Raw genomic sequence first — 17,479 nt, forward strand, 5'->3', positions numbered from 1 at the left:
CAAGGCCCTCCCAGCGGGCGCTTGGGGTATCGTGCCGACCCCGCTTCTTGCGCTTCGCGAAACCGTTATGTCCGACCGCGCCGCGCCGCTGGTGCTCTATGTCGAAGACGACCGCATCCATCTGATCCTGATGGAGGAGGTGTTTCGCATGCTGCCGGGCTGGGCGTTGCGCACCGCCGAGACCGGCGCCGAGGCGCTGGCCGCGCTGGCGCAGTGCCAGCCTGCAGTCGTGCTGGTGGACATGAACCTGCCCGACATGACGGGCCTGGAGCTGCGCCGCCAGGCCTGCGGCGATGCCGCGCTGGCCGACACGCTGCAGGGTTCTTGCTGGGTGGCGCTGTCGGCGGACGATCCCGGCCCGGTCGTGCGCGCGGCGCGCGAGGCTGGCTTCGCCGACTACTGGCTCAAGCCCATCGACGTGCGCGAGCTGCAGGCCGGTCTGCAGCGGCTGATCGGCCGCTGAGGCGGCGCGCCAAAGAAAAAGCCCGGCAGCGCCGGGCTTTGTCCATCACGAGGCCGCGCACGAATGCGCGGCGCCGCTTCACTTCAGGTGGCTGTTGATCAGCTTGGTCATCTCGAACATGTCGGCCTTGGCCTTGCCGAAGATTTCCTTCAGCTTGGCGTCGGCGTTGATGACGCGCTTCTGCAGCTCGTCCTGCAGCTTGTTCTTCTTGATGTACTCCCAGACCTTCTTGGTCACGTCGGTGCGCGGCAGCGGGGCTGCGCCGACGATGGCGGCCAGTGCCGCGCTCGGGGTCAGCGCCTTCATGAAGGCGGCGTTGGGCGTGCGCTTCTTGGCGGGCGCGGCGGCCTTCTTGGCCGGGGCTGCCTTCTTCGCAGGCGCTGCCGCCTTCTTGGCCGGAGCCGCCTTCTTCGCGGGCGCTGCCGCCTTCTTGGCCGGAGCCGCCTTCTTCGCCGGTGCAGCCGCCTTCTTTGCGGGCGCGGCCTTCTTCGCAGTTGCCATGTCGATTCACTCCATCAAAAGTTGTTGATGTGCCGGGTCCGGGTGAAGGCCGCGTAAGCCTTCAATACTCTCTAGCACCCTGCGGCGGCGATGGTACTGCGCTTCTCTAGGGAAAGAGAAGGCTTTCTCCCAGGAGAAAACGCGTATCACCCCAGGAAACATCGGGGTTGTCGCGGCCCTGCATCACTGCAGGCCCGATCAACACGCGATCAGTACACGTCGCGGCGGTAACGGCCCTGCGCGATGAGCGTGTCCAAAGCCGCGCTGCCGAGGGTGTTGCGCAGCACTTCATCGACGCCGCCGGCCATGCCTTGCAGGCTGCCGCACACGTAGACGGCGGCGCCGGCGTCCACCCATTCGCGCAGGCGCGCGGCTTGTTCCGCGAGCTGATGCTGCACGTAGCGGCGCTGTGGCTGGTCGCGTGAGAACACCCAGTCCACCCGCGCCAGCACGCCGCTGCGCTGCCAGGCCTCGACCTCCGCGCGGTACAGCGCGTCATGCGCCGATTCGCGCTCGCCGAACAGCAACCAGCACGGCGGCGCGGGCATCGCGGCGGCGCGTTCCTTCAGATGCGCACGCAAGCCGGCCAGGCCGGTGCCGTTGCCGATCAGGATCAGCGGGCGCGCTGCGTTGGCACCGATGCGAAACCCCGCATGCGCGCGCAGCCGCAGCGGCACGACGTCGCCGAGGGCCGCCTGCACGCACAGCTGAGATGAGGCCAGGCCGGGCGAGCCGTCCGCACGCAGGGCTTGGCGCACCAGCAGGTGCAGCCGCCCGTCGGACGGCAGCGACGCGATGGAGTACTCGCGCGGACGCTGCGGGTCAGCGGCGGGCTGCATCTGCACCAGGTCGCCGGCGGCCCAGTCGGGCAGCGCGGCGCCCTCGGGCGGCGCCAGCTCGATGTGGCAGACGGCGTCGCCCTGGCTGCCGGGGTTCAGGCGTTCCCGGTGCACCAGGCGCCACGGCTGGAAGTCGGGCGCCTCCCAGTCCGGCAGGTCCAGCGTGCCGGCGATGTGGCTGAGCTGCTCGCGCCAGCGCGCGAGCGCAGCGGCGTCGTTGCAGTCCACGTCGATGCGCTCGAACAGCGGCTGCGCGCCCTGGCGCCGCAGCCAGTCGTCCAGCTGGCGGCCGAAGCCGCAGTAGTGCCGGTAGCTGCTGTCGCCCAGCGCGAGCAGGCCGACGTGCAGGCCGTGCAGGTCGGGTGCATCGGCCGCGCTCATGACCTGGCGCACGAACGCGGCGGCACCGTCGGGCGGGTCGCCCTCGCCGTAGGTGCTGGCGATGACCAGCGCGCGTTCGGCGCCGGCCAGGTCGGCGCGGGTGATGTCGCCGAGTGCCGCGAGCCGCACCGACACGCCGGCGGTGTGCAGCGCCTGCGCGGTTTGCCAGGCGATGGCTTCGGCCTGGCCGGTCTGGCTGGCGTGCAGCACCAGCAGCGGCGCCTGGCCGTCGGCGGCCGGCAGCAGCGCCTGCGCTGCAGCGGCGGCGGCCTGGGCGCGGCGGCGCTGCCGCCGCCAGATCGCGCCGCACAGCAGCGCGTACAGCGCGGTGCTCAGCAGCGCGAGCGCGATGCGGTCGGGGCCGATCACGGTCACTGAGCCAGCGCCAGCATTGCGGGCGACAGCCGTTCGTCAACGCCGCCGTCGGCACGGCGCACCAGCCAGCGCGCGGCGATGTGCGCGCGGGTGGCCAGCGCCAGGCCGTCGTCGGGACCCAGCACGGTCAGCGCGGTGGACCAGGCGTCGGCCCACATGCACTGCGCATGCACGACGCTGACGGAGGCCGGCGCATGCGCCACCGGCGCGCCGGTGCGCGGGTCAAGGGTGTGCGCATGGCGCCGGCCATCGGCGGCGGTGAAGAAGCGCCGGTAGTCGCCCGAGGTGGCCACGGCCAGGCCATGCAGCGCCAGGCGCGTCGTGACGGGCGCGTGTGCGATGTCGGGCGGGGCTTCCAGCTCCACCCACCACGGCTGGCCGTCGGGTTTGAGGCCGTGGCCGCGCAGTTCGCCGCCGATCTCGACGAGGCAGTGGCGCACACCGAGGCCGCGCAGCGTGTCGGCGACAAGGTCCACCGCATAGCCCTTGGCGATGCCGGAGAAGTCCAGCTGCAGCCCGCCGGGTTGCAGCACGCGGGTGCCGTCCACGCGCAGCCGTTGCCAGCCACCGCGGGCCAGGGCGGCGGCGCAGTCGGCGGGCGCAGGGGGGGCAAAGCCGGAAGTGTCGAAGTGCTGTGGGCCCGGGCCGAAGCCCCACAGGTCCACGAGCTCGCCGGCGGCCGGGTCGAAGGCGCCGTTGCTGGCGGCGGCCACCTGCAGGCCGCAGGCAAGCACCTGCCGCAGCTCGGCGGGCAGCTCGTGCCAGCTGCCTGCCGGCGCCGCGTTGAAGCGGCACAGCGCCGACGTGGGCAGCCATGTGCTCATCTGCTCGATGACGAGCTGCAGCGCCGCATAGATGGCCGGCGCCCACGCGCGCGGCTGGGTGTCGCCCGCCAGCGCCAGCACCCGCCAGGTCGTGCCCATCGTGGCGCCGCTGAGCGTATGCAGCTGCGCGCCGAGCGCGGGCTCGGCGTGCGGTTCCAGTTGCAGTGGCACGAGCACGCGTGGCTCGGCCAGGGACAGACTCATGTCGGTAGTCAGTTCGGTATTCACGGGCCGAGCGCCGGGCCGCTCCGAAGCCGGCCCGTGAGGCGATGTGCATGCGGCCGGATGCCGCATGCATCGCCATCCGCTCGGGGGATCGGCTGGGTGCGCCCGCGTTCAGCGCGGCGCGACCAGACGAGGGGTTGCAGTCACTGCGCGAGCACTTCCAACGTCGTCACGTAGCTGGCGCGGCGGGCCGGCTTCTCCAGCGTGCCGCCAGGGCCACCGCGCGGTGCATCGGCATCGCGCGCCGGTGCGGCGTTCAGCCAGTACATGCCGGCCTCGGGCCACTTGATGCTGACCTTGCCTTCGGCGTCGCTGGTCAGTTTCATCTCGCCGAGCTTGTCGCGGTAGCGGATGCCGCCGGGGATGACGGTGATGGCCAGGTTGGCGGCGGGCTTGCCGTCCAGCACGAAGCGGAACTGCGCGGTCTCGCCGGCGATCAGGTCGTTGGGATGGGTGATGGGCACCAGTTCCAGGCCCACGCCGGTGGGCGCCAGCACCTTGGCGGTGGGCTTGCCGGACGTGACGAAGATCTCGTTGCGGCTGGCGGCGACGGAGACGGAGACCTCCTGCGCATTGGCCGGGATCTGCGCGGCCAGGGCTTCCAGCGTGGCGGCGCGCACACGCTTTTGCGCCCCGTCGACCTTGAAGCTGGCGTTGGCGCCGTTGTTGACGACCGCGATCTTGTAGGTGCCCGGTTGCGACAGCTTCACGTCGAAGGTGCTGCGGTAGCGGCCCTTGCCGGCGTTCTCGTGCGTGCCCTTGCTGCCGTCCGGGTTGAACACGACGAGGTTGTCCAGCCCCATCGCGTTGTGTTCGAAATAGAACAGGTCGTTGGAGATGGCGGCGTCCACCGTGACCCAGGGCTCGTTGCCGGACAGCACGGTGGCGGAGGGCAGCAGCCAGCCGCGGTGGGCCTGGGCGGCGCCCGGCAGCAGTGCAGCAGCGATGGCGATGGCGGCAGTGATGTGCTTGAGCTTCATGGTGTTGATCTCCTCGGCTTAGGGTTTGACGGTGAGGCTGACCGCGCCGAGCTCGTGCTCGCCTTTTGCGGTGACTGCGGTGGCGGCGGCGCCGGCCTTCGCCGGCCACTGGAACGGAACCTTCACGACCTCGCGGCCGCCGACTTCGCGCGCGGCCTCGATGACGAGCTGGTAGTCGCCAGCCGGCAGGTTGGCCAACGGGCCCTTGGCCGTGTTGAACGTGATGGTGTGCTCGCCGGGCGCGCGCGTGGCGCTGCTGAGGCCGTCGACAGGCATCGTCAGGTCACGGCCGCTCTTGCGCCACCAGGCACGCATGTCCTTGAGCCACTTCGTGCCTTCGTTGTTCTTCATCTTCAGGTCGTACCAGACCGCCAGGTTGGTGGCGAAGGTCTGGTCGCTCTTCTCGACCCAGATCGCGACGTAGGGCTTGTGGTACTCGGCCACGGCCAGGCGCGGGATGTCGAGCTTGAGTGCCAGCTCGGCGGCATGGCCCGGCAGGGCCACCGTGGCGGCGGCCAGCGCGAAGGAGTAGCGGAGTTGCATGGAAGACCCTCGTGGTGATGTCAATGGATGAACAGAAGCGCGAGCAGGAAGGGCAGCAGCAGGCCCAGGCCCACGATGGGCCAGGTGCTTGGGCGGTTGGTGGCGTGCATCTTCAGGATCAACAGGCCGGTGATGGAGAACACCAGGCAGGCGACGGCGAAGATGTCGATGAACCAGCTCCAGGCGGTGCCGGTGTGGCGGCCCTTGTGCAGGTCGTTGAAGTAGGAGACCCAGCCGCGCTCGGTCAGCTCGTACTCGACGGCGCCGCTGTCGCGCTGCACGCGCAGCCAGGCGTCGCCGCCGGGGCGCGGCAGCGGCAGGTAGATCTCTTCCGGCGACCACTCGGCGTCGCGCTCATCCAGGCGCAGCTGCAACGTGTCGGCCAGCCAGCCGCGCAGCTCGGGCGTCAGCGGAGCCTTGCGTTCTTGCTCGTCGTCGGCGGGTTGCAGGCGTTGCAGCAGCGGGGCGGGCAACTGGCCCTTGAGCTGGGTGACGACCGGCGTGGCGCCGATGTCGGCCGCGTGGTTCAGCGTGATGCCGGTGACGGAGAACAGGATCATGCCGATCAGGCACAGCGCCGAGCTGATCCAGTGCCACTGGTGCAGCTGCTTGAGCCAGGCGGAACGTTGGGCGGAGGCGGAGGGCGCGGCCATCGTCAGGTCTCGGCCCATTGCCGCAGCAGGTTGTGATAGTGGTGGGTCAGCGCCTTCGTGTCGGCGTCGTCGCCCAGGCGGGCGCGCAGGCGCTGGATGGCCTGGTCCAGCTCGAACAGCATCGTGCGGCGGGCGTCGTCGCGCACCATGCTCTGGGTCCAGAAGAAGGACGCCACGCGCGCGCCGCGCGTGACGGGCTCGACGCGGTGCAGGCTGCTGCTGGCGTAGACGACCATGTCGCCCGCCGGCAGCTTGACCTCGTGCTCGCCGTAGGTGTCGACGACGATCAGCTCGCCGCCGTCGTACTCGTCGGGTTCGCTGAGGAACACGGTGGTGGAGACGTCGCTGCGCAGCGGCTGGTCGGTGCCGGACTGGCGCATGACGGCGCCGTCCACGTGCAGGCCGTAGTGCCCGCCACCTTCGTAGCGGTTGAACAGCGGGCTGAGCGTGCGCAGCGGCAGCGCGGCGGAGATGAACAGCGGGTGCTGCGCGAGCACCTGGCGGATGTGGTCGCCGATCTGGCGGCCCAGGGGCAAGTCCACCGGCAGCTGGCGGTTGCGCTTGACCTGCGCGCCCTGTTCGCCGACGGTCTGGCGACCATCGGTCCAGTCGGCCGCGTCGAGGCCGCGGCGCATTTCGCGCACGTCGTCCTTGCTGAGTACTGCGGGAATGTGGAGAAGCATGGCTGGAATGGCCGACGCCCGGGCGGGCTGGGAAGCTGCGCGGGCGTGGCGTTGGCTAGCTCGGGAGGTGCATCAGAACGAGAAGCGGGCCGTCACGGTCGCCGAGCGGGGCTGGCCGAGGAACAGACGCGAGCCGCCGTTGTTCAGGGCCTGCATGTAGACCTTGTTGGCCACGTTGGCGACGTTCAGCTGCAGGTTGATTTGCTTGGACACGCGGTAGGCGGCCATCAGGTCGATGACGGTGTAGGCCGGCAGGTTGGGCGTGTTGGTCGTCGCGGTGGTGCCGCCGACCGTGACGACCCGCTTCTGCTCGGCCATGTGGCGCGCGCCACCGCCCACGGTCAGGTCGCCCCACTGGTAGGACGTCCACAGCGTGGCGGAGAAATCGGGCGACCAGCGCACGCCGTCCGTGTCGGTGCGCACGCCGGTGCCGCTGAAGGCCTGCTGGTTGAGCTGCTTGGTCTTCATCGTCTGCAGGCCGGCGGTGATCTGCCAGAAGTTCGTGAGCTGGCCCACGGCCGACAGCTCGATGCCCTCCACGCGGGTCTTGCCTTCCTGCACGCTCACGCGCGTGACGGGGTCGGTGGTGACCTGCTTGTCGTTCTCGGTGCGGTAGATGGCAGCGCTCAGGTTCAGGCGCTTGTCCAGCAGCTCCCACTTGGTGCCCAGCTCGTAGTTGCTGGTTTCCTGCGGGTCTGCCGAACCGGCGTTGATGCCGGTGGCGGCCAGCGAGAAGTTGGTGCTGCCCGGAGGCGTCATCGAGTTGGCGATGGCACCGTAGATCGTGGCGTTCTCGGCCAGCTTGTAGACGGCACCCACGTTCCAGCTGGTCAGCCAGTCGGACGCGCTCAGGTGGCTCGGCACCAGCGCGCCAACGCCGTAGCCGCGCGGCTGGTAGGTGGCGAGGTTGCCGCTGGTGCCGCCGGTGACCAGCGTGCTGCTGTGGGTGGTGGTGGTGTAGTGCTCCACGCGCAGGCCGGCATTGACCTTCCACTGGTCGTTCAGCGTGATGGTGTCGAACGCGTAGAGCGCCTGCGTGGAGGTCCTGCCCTCGGTGTCGGCGCCGCTCAGCAGCGGCGTGCCCATGGCGTCGCCACGGTTGGGGTTGTAGAGGTTGGCCGCAGGGACCGCGATGCCGGGCACGTTCTGGCCGTTCAGCACGACGGTGGTGGTGGCGCTGCTGCCGGTGGTCGTGCCCAGCGAGTTCTGGCGCTCGATCATCAGCTCCATGCCGGTCGCCAGGTCGTGCTTCATGCCGGCCAGCGTGAACGAGGTGTTCAGGCTGGTCTGGTTGGCCAGGATCTCGTTGGTCTGGTTGACCAGCTGGCGCGAGCGGCTGATCGTCCACTGGTCGATGGGCAGCACGGTCGTCACGCCGTTGGTCGTCGTCGTCGCGGTGATGGCGTTGATGCCGGTCAGCACGCGGTCCATATGGGTGCGACCGTAGCGCGAGATGTTGCGGATGGTCGTGTTGCTGCCCAGGTCCATCTCGACCTCGGCCGTGACCATGTCAGCTTCGACCTTCTCGTAGTCGTTGCTGCTGCCGTAGTACTGGCTGGTCGCGCGCGGCGCGTTGCGCACGGCATCCGTGGCGTTGTAGAAGCCCGAGAAACCGATCGTCGACATGCCGCCATCGGGCGTGTTGTCCTGACGCACGTGCTGCGAGAACAGGTAGAAGCGCTTGTCGGTGCCCAGGCCGAAGGCGATGGACGGCGCGATGGCCTGGCCCTTGTTCTTCACGAAGTCGCGGCCGGGCACGCCGTTGTCCTGCGCCATCACGTTGATGCGTGCGGCGGTGCTTTCGCCCAGGCGCACGTTGGTGTCCAGCGTGGCGCGCTTGCGGCTGTCGGTGCCCAGCGTGACGGTGGCGTCGGTGATGCTGTCCAGCTGCGGCAGCTTGCTGATCAGGTTGATGTAACCCGCGCTGGCGCCGCGGCCCGTGTCGGCGCCGGCCGGGCCCTTGACGATCTCGATCTGCTCCAGGTTGAACACGTCGCGCGTGACGGCGCCCAGGTCACGGACGCCGTCGACGAAGGTGGACGTCTGCAGCGAGAAGCCGCGCATCTGGAAGGTGTCGCCGGCCGAGGTGTTGCCGTTCTCGCCCAGCTGCATCGTGATGCCGGGGGTGTTCTGCAGCGCTTCCACCAGCGACACGGCGCCCTGCTCCTGCAGGGTTTCCTTCTTGACGACCTGGATGGTCTTGGGCGTTTCGAGCAGGGTCTGCGTGATCTTGGAGGAGGCGCTGACGTCGGCCTTGAACGGCACGTCCTTGGCAGCCTGCACCTTCACGGTGGGCAGGGCCTGCTCGTCCTTGCGGGCGGCATCGGTCGTTGCCTGCTGGGCGACGACGGGCAGGCTCAGCGTGGCGGCCAGCGCGGCCAGGGCATGGGGGGCGAGCTTGTGCTTGCGGCTCTTGATCATGGGCATGGGAACTCCAGGGTTTTCGACTTCTAGGTGCTGGCTTGCCGTCCCTGCGCCTCCCGCACGGGAGGCCGAAAAACGCCTGGCTTGCAGTGGATGGCCGGCGCGATGCGCCGGCAAAGATTCAGCGTTCCGGTTCGCTGACGAAACCGACCTTGCTCAGGCCCGCCTTGGACGCGTCGGCCAGCGTCTGGGCGACGGCCTTGTAGGCGGATTCCTGATCGGCGCGCAGATGGATCTCGGGCTGCACGGTTTTCTTGCCTTCGGCCAGGAAGCGCTGGGCGGCCTCCTCGCGGGTGACCCGCTCACCGTTCCAGAAGCGCTCGCCCTTGGCATCGATGGCGAAGTCGATCTTGTCCGGCTTGACCTCGTTGACCTGCGAGCTGACCTTGGGCAAGTCCAGCTTGACGGCGTGCGTCAGCAGCGGCGCCGTCACGATGAAGATCACAAGCAGCACCAGCATCACGTCGATGAGCGGCACCATGTTGATCTCGGCCATGGGCGCATTGCTGCGCTTGCTGTCGAAGGAGGCGAAGGCCATGGCGGGTCCTTTAGTGGGCGGCGGCCGGCTTCAGCGGCCGGACGGTGGCGCCGCCCTGTGCTGCGGCGCCGGGGGCCTCGCCCAGCGTCAGGAAGCTGTGCAGCTCGTAGGCGAACGCGTCGAGCCTGGCCGACAGCACGCGGTTGCCGCGCGTGAACGCGTTGTAGGCAATGACGGCCGGGATCGCGACGCCCAGGCCGATGCCGGTCATGATCAGCGCCTCGCCCACCGGGCCGGCAACCTTGTCCAACGTGCCGGCGCCGCTCATGCCGATGGCCAGCAGCGCGTGGTACACGCCCCAGACGGTGCCGAACAGGCCCACAAACGGGGCCGTGGCGCCGATGGTGGCCAGCGTCGTCAGGCCCGATTCCAGTTGCGTGGTCTCTTCGTCCAGCACCTTCTTGATGGTGCGGGTGATGAAGTCGTTGGCCGTGCCCGCCTCGGACAGCTTGGCCGCACCGTAGCGCGCATGGTGGGCCTGCGCGTGCAGCGAATGGGCGGTCAGGTGCGAGAACGGGTCGCGCGCGCCGTGCGTGTTCAGCTCGGCCTGCACCGCGTCCAGCGAGCGTGCGTTCCAGAAGAAGTCCAGGAAGGTCGTGGCGCGCTTGTTGCGCAGGTACTGCGTCACGCCCTTGGCGACGATCAGGCCCCATGACGCGATGGACATGACCACCAGCACGCCGAGCAGGAACTTGCCGACGACGTCGGACTGGGCAATGAAGTGACCGAAGCCCGGCGGGGGCGCAGCGGTGGCGGCGAGGGCGGTGGCGTCCATGAGGTTCTCAGTTGGCGATCAAAGTTCGTAGGCGAGCGGGGCCAGCGTCTGCCATTCGACGGGCTGGCCGTTTTCCATGTACGGCATGAAGCGCGCCGTGCGGATGTCCTGCAGCGCGGCCTGGTCGATGCGGTCGAAGCCGGAGGACTTGTGTACGGTGGCCTGCTTCAACCGGCCGGTGGCGTCCACCGTGATGCGCAGCACCACGGTGCCTTCCTCGCGCGCCCGCTTGGACAGCGCCGGGAAATGCAGGTCCGGCAGCTTCTGGTAACGCACCGCGCTGGGAGCGATCTGGCGCGGGCCGGGCGCTGCGACGGGGGCCGGCGCGGGTGCGGGCGGCGCCGGCGGCGCGGCCACCTGCACGGGCGCGGGCGGGGCCGGCTCCGTGGGCGGCGGGGGCGCAACGAAGGCGGCCGGAACCGGCGTCGGCGAAGGGGCGGCAGCGATCACGGGTGCGGGCGTCGGGGCCACGCGCCGGGGTGGGGCGGGCGGTGGCGGGGGCGCTGGCTTGGGCGGCTCCGGCGGCGCAATCATCTGAACCATCAGCACCGGTGCCACCTCGCGCACCGCGTTGCGCACGGCATCGACCTGCAGCAGTGCCCAGCCGCCCAACAGGTGGGCCGCGACGACGCCGCCGATCAGCAGACGGCGCCCGTGCGGCCCCAGCTCGTCACCGCGCGCCGGTGGCCGCGCAGGCATTACCAACCGCCGACCGGGCACGGGCAACGCGGGTTCGATGGCAATGGGTGAAGCAGGCATCACGCCGGACAAGGCAGTGGAACGAAGTCCACAACTCTAACACCGAATGAGAACTATTCCTATTCCGTATTGCGTCGGTGTCCAGGGGTTTCTGTATGCTTCTCGCCCATGAAGACATTGACCCGTTGGCTGTTGCTGGCTGGCGCGCTGCTGCTGGTGGCGCATCTCTACCCGGGCGTGACGGTGACCAGCTTCACCTCTGCGCTGATCGCCGCGCTGGTGCTGGGCCTGCTGAACACCGTCGTGCGGCCGATCCTGGTGTTGCTGACGCTGCCGGTGACGGTGTTGACGCTGGGGCTGTTCCTGTTCATCGTCAACGCGCTGATGTTCTGGGCCGCGGCGTCCCTGCTGAGCGGCCTGTCCGTCGCCGGCTTCTGGGCCGCGCTGATCGGCTCGCTGATCTACAGCCTGTGCGGCATGGTCATCGACGTGGTCGTGGAACGACTGTTCCCTGGCGACTGACCCGTCCCGGGCGGACGCCCACGGGCCGAGCGCCGGGCCGCTCCCAAGCCGGCCCGCCACGGCGATGTGCGAGCGGCTCAACACCGCGAGCATCGCCGTCCCCTCGGGGGACCGGTCAGGCTCGCCCGCGTTCAGCGCGGCGAGATTGGCCGAGGGGCTTCAGTTCGGCAGTTCGACGTCCGGCGGGATGTAGCGCCCGCGGTACATCTCACCCAGGATCGATTGCCGTTCATAGACCAGCGCGCGCAGCCGTGCGTCGATGACCGAGGCCTCGACCTGGTCGGCGTCCGGGCCGCGTGACTGGCGCAGGCCGGACCGCATGCGGTCGATGGCGCCGTTCAGGTCACCCGCGGCGGCATGGCTCTCCGCCCGCGCGCGGATGGCGCGCAGCGGCTGGCCCAGCTTCTCCCACACCAGCGCCAGCTGCGACCAGGCCAGCGCGTCGTTGGGCACCAGGCTGACGTGGGTCTGCAGCGCGTCGGCGGCGTCGCGCAGCGCCGGACCGGCCGTGGCCGCGGGGCCGGAGGCCAGGGCCAGTCCCACGCGCTGCATCAGCAGCGGGCGCGAGCGCTCGCCCGGCAGCTTGTCGAGCGCGGCGAAGCCATCGGCGGGCCGCTCGCGCGCCTGGGCCAGTTCGGCGCGCAGGTAGACCAGCTGCCGGCCGGCAGTCGCCATTTCCTGCGGTCCGGGATTGAGCAGCTGCAGCGTCAGCTCGGCGCTGCGCAGCGCGCCCTCGGCGCGGTCGAAGTGGCGCAGCTTGATGGCCGCGAGCGCGCTGGCGTAGCGCGCGCCCAGCTGCTCAAACCCGCCGCTGTCCTTCAGGTTGCGGGCGCCGGCGTCGTAGTTCTCCAGCGCCTGCCAGGCCTCCACCCGCGGGTCCATCAACACGCGGGCGCGTGCCGCCATCAATGCGTGTTCGGCCAGGCCGCGCGGACGCGCGAAGGGCTCCAGCGCCAGCCGCGTGCGGGCGTCGCCGATGCGCTCGCTGGTCAGCGGGTGGCTGCGCAGGTACGGGTAGGCGCCGGAGTCCATCAGGTGGTAGGCCTGCTCCATGCGCTCGAACATGCTGACCATGCCACTGCCCGCGAAGCCCGCCTCCACCAGCACGTTGAAGCCCACGCGGTCGGCCTCGCGTTCCATGTCGCGCGAGAAGTTCAGCGACATTTGCTGCGCCGCCGCCTGGCCGCCCACGATGCCGGCCTGGGCCAGGTCGGCGTTGCCGCGCGACGCGGCCAGCACGCCCAGCAGCAGGCCGGCGATGGCCAACATGCTGTTTTTCGAGTCGCCCGCGATGCGCCGCGCGATGTGGCGCTGCGTCACGTGCGAGATCTCGTGCCCGATCACCGAGGCCAGCTCGTCGCGCGACACGGTCATCGCGATCAGCCCCAGGTGCGTGCCGACAAAGCCGCCCGGCAGCGCGAACGCGTTGACGCTCTTGTCCTCGACGAGGAAGTTCTCCCACGCGAAGCGGCTCTGGATGTCGTCGCTGATGTGGCCCAGCTTGCGGGCTGCGGTGACAAGCGGGTTCCAGATGCCGTCCATGTACTCGCGCAGCAGCGGATCCTGCACATAGGCCGGATCGATGCGGATCATGCGCATGTAGCGGTCGCCCAGCTGCCGCTCGGCGTTGACGTCCAGGTCCTGCGAGACCGAGTCGCCCAGCGCCGGCAGGTTGACCTGCGCGTTCAGCGGCGCGCCCGGCATGGCCAGCGTGGCGGCGGCGAGCAGGGTGAGCAGGGGGCGGGTGGCGAACGGCTTCTTCATCAGGCAGGGGCTCCGGCCAGCGCAGGGCGGCTGTCTATGATGCCTGCAACTCGGAACCCCTATGTTTCGCGAAGATGAAGCGCCTGAGATGACCACTCCGCTGACCCATTTCGATGCCGAAGGCCAGGCCCACATGGTGGACGTGTCGGCCAAGGCCGAGACGCACCGTGTGGCCGTGGCGGCGGGCGAGATCCGCATGCAGCCCGCCACCCTCGCGCTGATCGCCAGCGGCACGGCCAAGAAGGGCGACGTGTTGGGCGTGGCGCGCATCGCGGCCATCCAGGGCGCCAAGCGCTGCAGCGATCTCGTGCCGCTGTGCCACCCGCTGCCCATCACACGCGTGAAGGTGGAGTTCGAGCTCGACGAGCCCGGTAGCCGCGTGCTGTGCCGCGCGCAGGTCGAGACGCTGGGCCGCACCGGCGTCGAGATGGAGGCGCTGTGCGCCGTGCAGGTGGGCCTGCTGACCATCTACGACATGTGCAAGGCCGCCGACCGCGGCATGGTCATCGACCGGGTGCGCGTGCTGGAGAAGCAGGGCGGCAAGAGCGGCGAGTGGCGCGCCGCAGGCTCAGCGTAGCGTGCGCCAGTCGATGACGCCCGACGCCCGCTGACATTGCGGCATCGGCGCCGCTGAAGCGGGCTCCTTGCAGGCCGCGAACCAGGTGTCGCCGGTCGGGTTGCGGAACTCGCGCAGGCGGTCGGCGAGGTAGCGCGCGCTTTCGACATCGCCGGTGCTTTGCAGCGACTGCGACCAGTGCATCAGCAGGCGCGCATCCACGAGGCTGAAGGCGGTGCGCTGCGCCGCGGCCAGGGCGAGCTTGCCGGGCGGGTAACTCGTCGCGGCGGCGTAGTCGGCCTGATGGCTGAAGAACAGCGAGCGCTGGCCGGCGCCGATGCGCTGCGTCAGCGACACGCCGTCCTCGCTGGGCGCGTAGATCGCCACGATGCGGCTGTAATCCCATACGGCGTAGGCGCTGCCGACGATGAGCAGGCCGCCCACCCAGGCCCACGGGGCCGAAGCAGACGATGCGTTCTCCGAACCGGCTGCCGGCAGCGCCAGCCCCAGCGCGAAGCACGCGGGCAGCAGGAAATAGCCGTACCAGAGTGGGTACTCCAGCAGGCTGTGCAGGCCGATGGTCAGCACGATCATCAAGGCCGCACGGCGCAGCGCGGCGTCGTCGTCGCGGGCCTGCGCGGCACCGCGCCAGGCCCGCCACAGCGCCCACATCACCAGCGCCAGCACAGCGCCGGCCCAGGGCAGGCCCAACTCCACGGCCAGCTGCGACGGCAGGTTGTGCGTGTGGTCGAAGAAAGCGACGGGCCGCGCCGGGAACGGCGTCAGGCTCCACGCGAAGTTGAACTCGCCCCAGCCGACGCCCAGCCATGGATGCGCCATCGTCAGCGCCCAGGCGTCGCGCAGGATGGCCAGCCGCGACGGCGAGCCGGCGCCCTCGGACAGCCGCGACGCGGCGCCGAAGGCATGGCCCTCGGCCGACCACATCGACATCAGCCACCAGCTGAAGCCGAGCATCAGCGGCGTGGCCAGCAGCGACAGCCGCGCCGAGCGCGACAGCCGCCGGTCCACCAGCCCCCAGATCGCCAGCATCACGATGCCGATGAAGCCGGTGCGCGACGCGCTGAGCACGACGGTGAACACGAAGGCGAACAGCAGCGGCGGCAGTGCCGTGCGCCAGCCACGCTTCTGGGTGACGAAGACGGCAGCCACGCAGGCCCACATCATCAGGCTGGCGAGGTGGTTGGGCTGGCGCAGGTTGCCGACCGCGCGGCCGGCGATGCCCGAGCGGGCGATGAAGTCGCCGTCGGCACCTGCGGGCGCGAAGACCTGCACGAGGCCGATGGCGACGCTGAACAGACCAGTCGCCAGCAGACCCCAGCACAGCGCCTCGCCCGCCTGCTGCCGCGCATGGCCCGACAGCCCTTGCGCCAGCAGCAGCACCGCCAGCCCGGCGCCGATGATGGCCGTGGCACCCAGGCCCAGCGACAGCGGCAGCGCGCGAAACGCGACCGAAGTCAGCGGCGCGATCAGCAGCAGCGCCAGCGCAATTGCGGCAGGGCTCTTCAGACCGGCGCGCCAGGCGGGAGAGCTGCGCGCCCACAGCAGCAATACCGCGCCCCAGCCGGCGAGCGCCAGCAGCTGGTTGTAGAGCGTGGCAGCGGGGGTCTGGTTGAAGGCCAGCAGCGGGGGGAGGGCTGCGGCCAGCGCGAGTGTGGCGACGAGGGCCGGGGTGGGGAGGGAGGGCGGCGCGGACATGGGCGCGGATGATGGCATGGGCCGGCGGAGGTCTAGCAGCAGAGCGCCCCTTCAGGGCCGATCAGGCGGCGTCTGCGGGCCGAACTGTCCGTGGAACCAGAATCGGGGGCGGGCCCCGTCATTCAACTTGACTGATTCGAGGTGCGCTCTCAGCTGGATCAGCTCCGGCAGCGTGTGCAGCAGCAGCGCACCGGTCAATAGCAGCGGCAGCACGCTCCAGCGCCTTGCTGCCGAGGCTGCCGGAGGATTCTGCTGCGAGAGCCAGGCCCCACTTAAGCCCATCAACGCTGCCAGCCACATCTGGCTGACGGGCATCACCCACAGTCCGGAAAACCAGCTGTCGACGAACACCGAGGCCCAGCACGCCAGCAGACTGGCGCCGAGTGCGAAATCGCGGCCCGCGCAGGTGCGGAGTCGCCGCGCCATGGCAGCCATGGCATAGACCCACATCACCAGGATCAGCAGCGTGGCAGGGAAGCCCCATTCGGCGATCAACTGCAAAGGCAGGCTGTGTGGATGGGCGGCTTTGTCGGGATGGCCGTAGGCGTAGTGCATCGGGCCGGCGCCGAGCCACGGTGATGCCGTCGCCATGTCCCAGGCGCGTTGCCACAGGCCGAAACGTGAGTGATCGCTGGAGAGCTCCGCGGCCGGCGGCTCGCGCGCTAACCCCGACTCTTGCGCGGCCGACGCGGCAAATACTTGGATCAGCGTCGAAAGCGCGGCCGCAATGAGCAGGCCACCGATCAGAACGAGGCATTGTGTTCGCACCTCGCGGCGGCCCCGCACCCACAGGACACCCAGCACGAACGATGCCGCTGCCATCCCGACCAAGCTACCCCGCCCCAAGGTGACCCACAGCAGCACCATGCTGGCCAGCAACCCGAGGCCGGTCAGCACGCGCAGGAGCTGGGAGTGGAAACAGAGGACGCCGTAGGCGGCCAATGGCAGCGCCACGGTCTGCACATGGTTGAAGTAGCGCCGGTTGGCAAAGCCCGGCAGCGGCAGGTCCGCGCTTAGCGGCAGGCCTTGCGTGGCCCCGATCATGGCCATGCTCAGAACAGGCACGGCGTAAGCCATCACTGCCAGGGCCGCGACCTTGGGCAACCACGCCAGCGTGTCCCGCCCCTGCGCCGCCAGGATGGCGCCAACCGCGATGAGGCCAGCCAGGTTCAGGAATTCGCGTAGGGCCATCCAGTTGTTGATGGCGAACGCGCAGGACAGCAGCCCCAGTGTCGACAGGGCGAGCAGCGCCCAGCGCATGCCGGGGGGCAGTGCCGGGATCACTGCTCTGACGCCCAGGGCGGCAATGGCTGGCAGCAGCACAAGTTGCACAACCCGCGCAGCGTCATAGGCGCTCAGTTCCGACCCCGTCAGCGGGGCCAGCATGGGCATGGCCAGCAGGTAGCCTGCCAGGGCGATCACGACCGGGTTGGTGAGACGGGGCGTTGTAGTCATGGCCGGATCCAGAAATGCACAAAGGGCCCGAAGGCCCTTTGTATGCAAAAAAGAACTTGACCGATTAGGAGAAGGACTTTTCCAGCGATTCCTTGACAGCGGCCGGAATGCCGGTAGAAACGCTAACCACCCACTTGATGCGGGCAGCGTCCGTGAGATCAGGCGTCAGCGTGATCGTATCGGTGGCAGCATTGTCACCAACGGCCTTCGCCTTCAGAGTTGCTTTGACCTCGCCATCGGCCACTTCAACTTTGCTGATAAGGGCAGTAGTCATGGTGGCGGGCACGCCATTCGTACCAAGATTGCAGCCAGTCTTGGTGCCCGTCTCTTGTGTGCAAATGGCCACGGCCTTCGTGTAAGCGCCCAGGCTGGTCACGACGGACGCGGCTTTGGACTTGGCCGTGTAATCCTTGTACTGCGGAATCGCCACGGCAGCCAGGATGCCGATGATCGCCACGACGATCATCAGTTCGATCAGGGTGAAACCCTTTTGGGCGGTTTGCTTCAGTTGCATGTTCGGTACTCCAGCGAGTGAGTGGGTTGGGAGGGCAGACCCATTGAAT

Annotated in this window: 18 protein-coding genes; 3 read left to right on the top strand and 15 right to left on the bottom strand. The window is 69.4% G+C overall.

Annotated elements, in window-relative coordinates:
* Positions 1-67: 67 nt before the first annotated feature.
* Complete coding sequence (locus ACG02S_RS00360; protein WP_394468450.1) at positions 68-463, top strand: response regulator; 396 nt, start codon at positions 68-70, stop codon at positions 461-463.
* A gap of 78 nt (positions 464-541) precedes the next feature.
* Here the strand turns inward: ACG02S_RS00360 and ACG02S_RS00365 are convergent, their stop codons facing one another.
* The 11 genes from ACG02S_RS00365 to ACG02S_RS00415 all read right to left on the bottom strand — a co-directional run bounded on the left by ACG02S_RS00365 (position 542) and on the right by ACG02S_RS00415 (position 10,963).
* The gene (locus ACG02S_RS00365) at positions 542-964 is read right to left on the bottom strand and encodes an SWIB/MDM2 domain-containing protein (protein WP_394468451.1); all 423 of its coding nucleotides are present in this window, start codon (positions 962-964) and stop codon (positions 542-544) included.
* A 209-nt stretch (positions 965-1,173) separates the two neighbouring features.
* On the bottom strand, positions 1,174-2,550 hold the full coding sequence (locus ACG02S_RS00370) for a sulfite reductase subunit alpha (RefSeq protein WP_474103946.1): 1,377 nt from the start codon (positions 2,548-2,550) through the stop codon (positions 1,174-1,176).
* Between the two features lie 5 nt (positions 2,551-2,555).
* On the bottom strand, positions 2,556-3,587 hold the full coding sequence (locus ACG02S_RS00375) for an FAD:protein FMN transferase (RefSeq protein WP_394468453.1): 1,032 nt from the start codon (positions 3,585-3,587) through the stop codon (positions 2,556-2,558).
* Positions 3,588-3,751: 164 nt separating this feature from the next.
* Entirely contained in the window at positions 3,752-4,588 is an 837-nt protein-coding gene (locus ACG02S_RS00380) for a DUF4198 domain-containing protein (RefSeq protein ID WP_394468454.1), read from the bottom strand.
* Between the two features lie 18 nt (positions 4,589-4,606).
* Positions 4,607-5,131 carry a DUF2271 domain-containing protein gene (locus tag ACG02S_RS00385; RefSeq protein WP_394468455.1) on the bottom strand — a complete coding sequence of 175 codons (525 nt, stop codon included), beginning with the start codon at positions 5,129-5,131 and terminating at the stop codon, positions 4,607-4,609.
* A gap of 20 nt (positions 5,132-5,151) precedes the next feature.
* Positions 5,152-5,784, bottom strand: coding sequence for a PepSY-associated TM helix domain-containing protein (locus ACG02S_RS00390; RefSeq protein WP_394468456.1), 633 nt, complete (start codon positions 5,782-5,784; stop codon positions 5,152-5,154).
* A 2-nt stretch (positions 5,785-5,786) separates the two neighbouring features.
* Positions 5,787-6,467: a Fe2+-dependent dioxygenase gene (locus tag ACG02S_RS00395; protein WP_394468457.1), complete on the bottom strand. Its 681-nt coding sequence runs from the start codon at positions 6,465-6,467 to the stop codon at positions 5,787-5,789.
* A 72-nt stretch (positions 6,468-6,539) separates the two neighbouring features.
* Positions 6,540-8,894, bottom strand: a complete 2,355-nt coding sequence (locus ACG02S_RS00400) for a TonB-dependent siderophore receptor (protein WP_394468458.1) — start codon at positions 8,892-8,894, stop codon at positions 6,540-6,542.
* A 118-nt stretch (positions 8,895-9,012) separates the two neighbouring features.
* Positions 9,013-9,429: an ExbD/TolR family protein gene (locus tag ACG02S_RS00405; RefSeq protein ID WP_394468459.1), complete on the bottom strand. Its 417-nt coding sequence runs from the start codon at positions 9,427-9,429 to the stop codon at positions 9,013-9,015.
* A gap of 10 nt (positions 9,430-9,439) precedes the next feature.
* On the bottom strand, positions 9,440-10,204 hold the full coding sequence (locus ACG02S_RS00410; RefSeq protein WP_394468460.1) for a MotA/TolQ/ExbB proton channel family protein: 765 nt from the start codon (positions 10,202-10,204) through the stop codon (positions 9,440-9,442).
* A gap of 18 nt (positions 10,205-10,222) precedes the next feature.
* On the bottom strand, positions 10,223-10,963 hold the full coding sequence (locus tag ACG02S_RS00415; protein ID WP_394468461.1) for an energy transducer TonB: 741 nt from the start codon (positions 10,961-10,963) through the stop codon (positions 10,223-10,225).
* 108 nt (positions 10,964-11,071) lie between these two features.
* Between ACG02S_RS00415 and ACG02S_RS00420 the strand changes: the two genes are divergently transcribed.
* Complete coding sequence (locus ACG02S_RS00420) at positions 11,072-11,425, top strand: phage holin family protein (protein WP_394468462.1); 354 nt, start codon at positions 11,072-11,074, stop codon at positions 11,423-11,425.
* Positions 11,426-11,584: 159 nt separating this feature from the next.
* On the opposite strand, the gene ACG02S_RS00425 is transcribed toward ACG02S_RS00420, so the two are convergent.
* Positions 11,585-13,189, bottom strand: coding sequence for a M48 family metalloprotease (locus ACG02S_RS00425; protein WP_394468463.1), 1,605 nt, complete (start codon positions 13,187-13,189; stop codon positions 11,585-11,587).
* Between the two features lie 88 nt (positions 13,190-13,277).
* Between ACG02S_RS00425 and moaC the strand changes: the two genes are divergently transcribed.
* Positions 13,278-13,766 carry a cyclic pyranopterin monophosphate synthase MoaC gene (gene moaC, locus ACG02S_RS00430; RefSeq protein WP_394468464.1) on the top strand — a complete coding sequence of 163 codons (489 nt, stop codon included), beginning with the start codon at positions 13,278-13,280 and terminating at the stop codon, positions 13,764-13,766.
* On the opposite strand, the gene ACG02S_RS00435 is transcribed toward moaC, so the two are convergent.
* The 3 genes from ACG02S_RS00435 to ACG02S_RS00445 all read right to left on the bottom strand — a co-directional run bounded on the left by ACG02S_RS00435 (position 13,758) and on the right by ACG02S_RS00445 (position 17,430).
* Positions 13,758-15,461, bottom strand: a complete 1,704-nt coding sequence (locus ACG02S_RS00435) for a PglL family O-oligosaccharyltransferase (protein WP_394468465.1) — start codon at positions 15,459-15,461, stop codon at positions 13,758-13,760. The genes moaC and ACG02S_RS00435 overlap by 9 nt on opposite strands.
* Before the next feature lie 51 nt (positions 15,462-15,512).
* Positions 15,513-16,916: an O-antigen ligase family protein gene (locus ACG02S_RS00440; protein ID WP_394468466.1), complete on the bottom strand. Its 1,404-nt coding sequence runs from the start codon at positions 16,914-16,916 to the stop codon at positions 15,513-15,515.
* A gap of 64 nt (positions 16,917-16,980) precedes the next feature.
* A complete protein-coding gene (locus ACG02S_RS00445) occupies positions 16,981-17,430 on the bottom strand; it encodes a pilin (protein ID WP_394468467.1) in 450 nt (149 codons plus the stop codon).
* Positions 17,431-17,479 lie beyond the last annotated feature (49 nt).

It is taken from the genome of Pelomonas dachongensis (genome assembly GCF_043555865.1).
Classification (GTDB): domain Bacteria; phylum Pseudomonadota; class Gammaproteobacteria; order Burkholderiales; family Burkholderiaceae_C; genus Pelomonas; species Pelomonas dachongensis.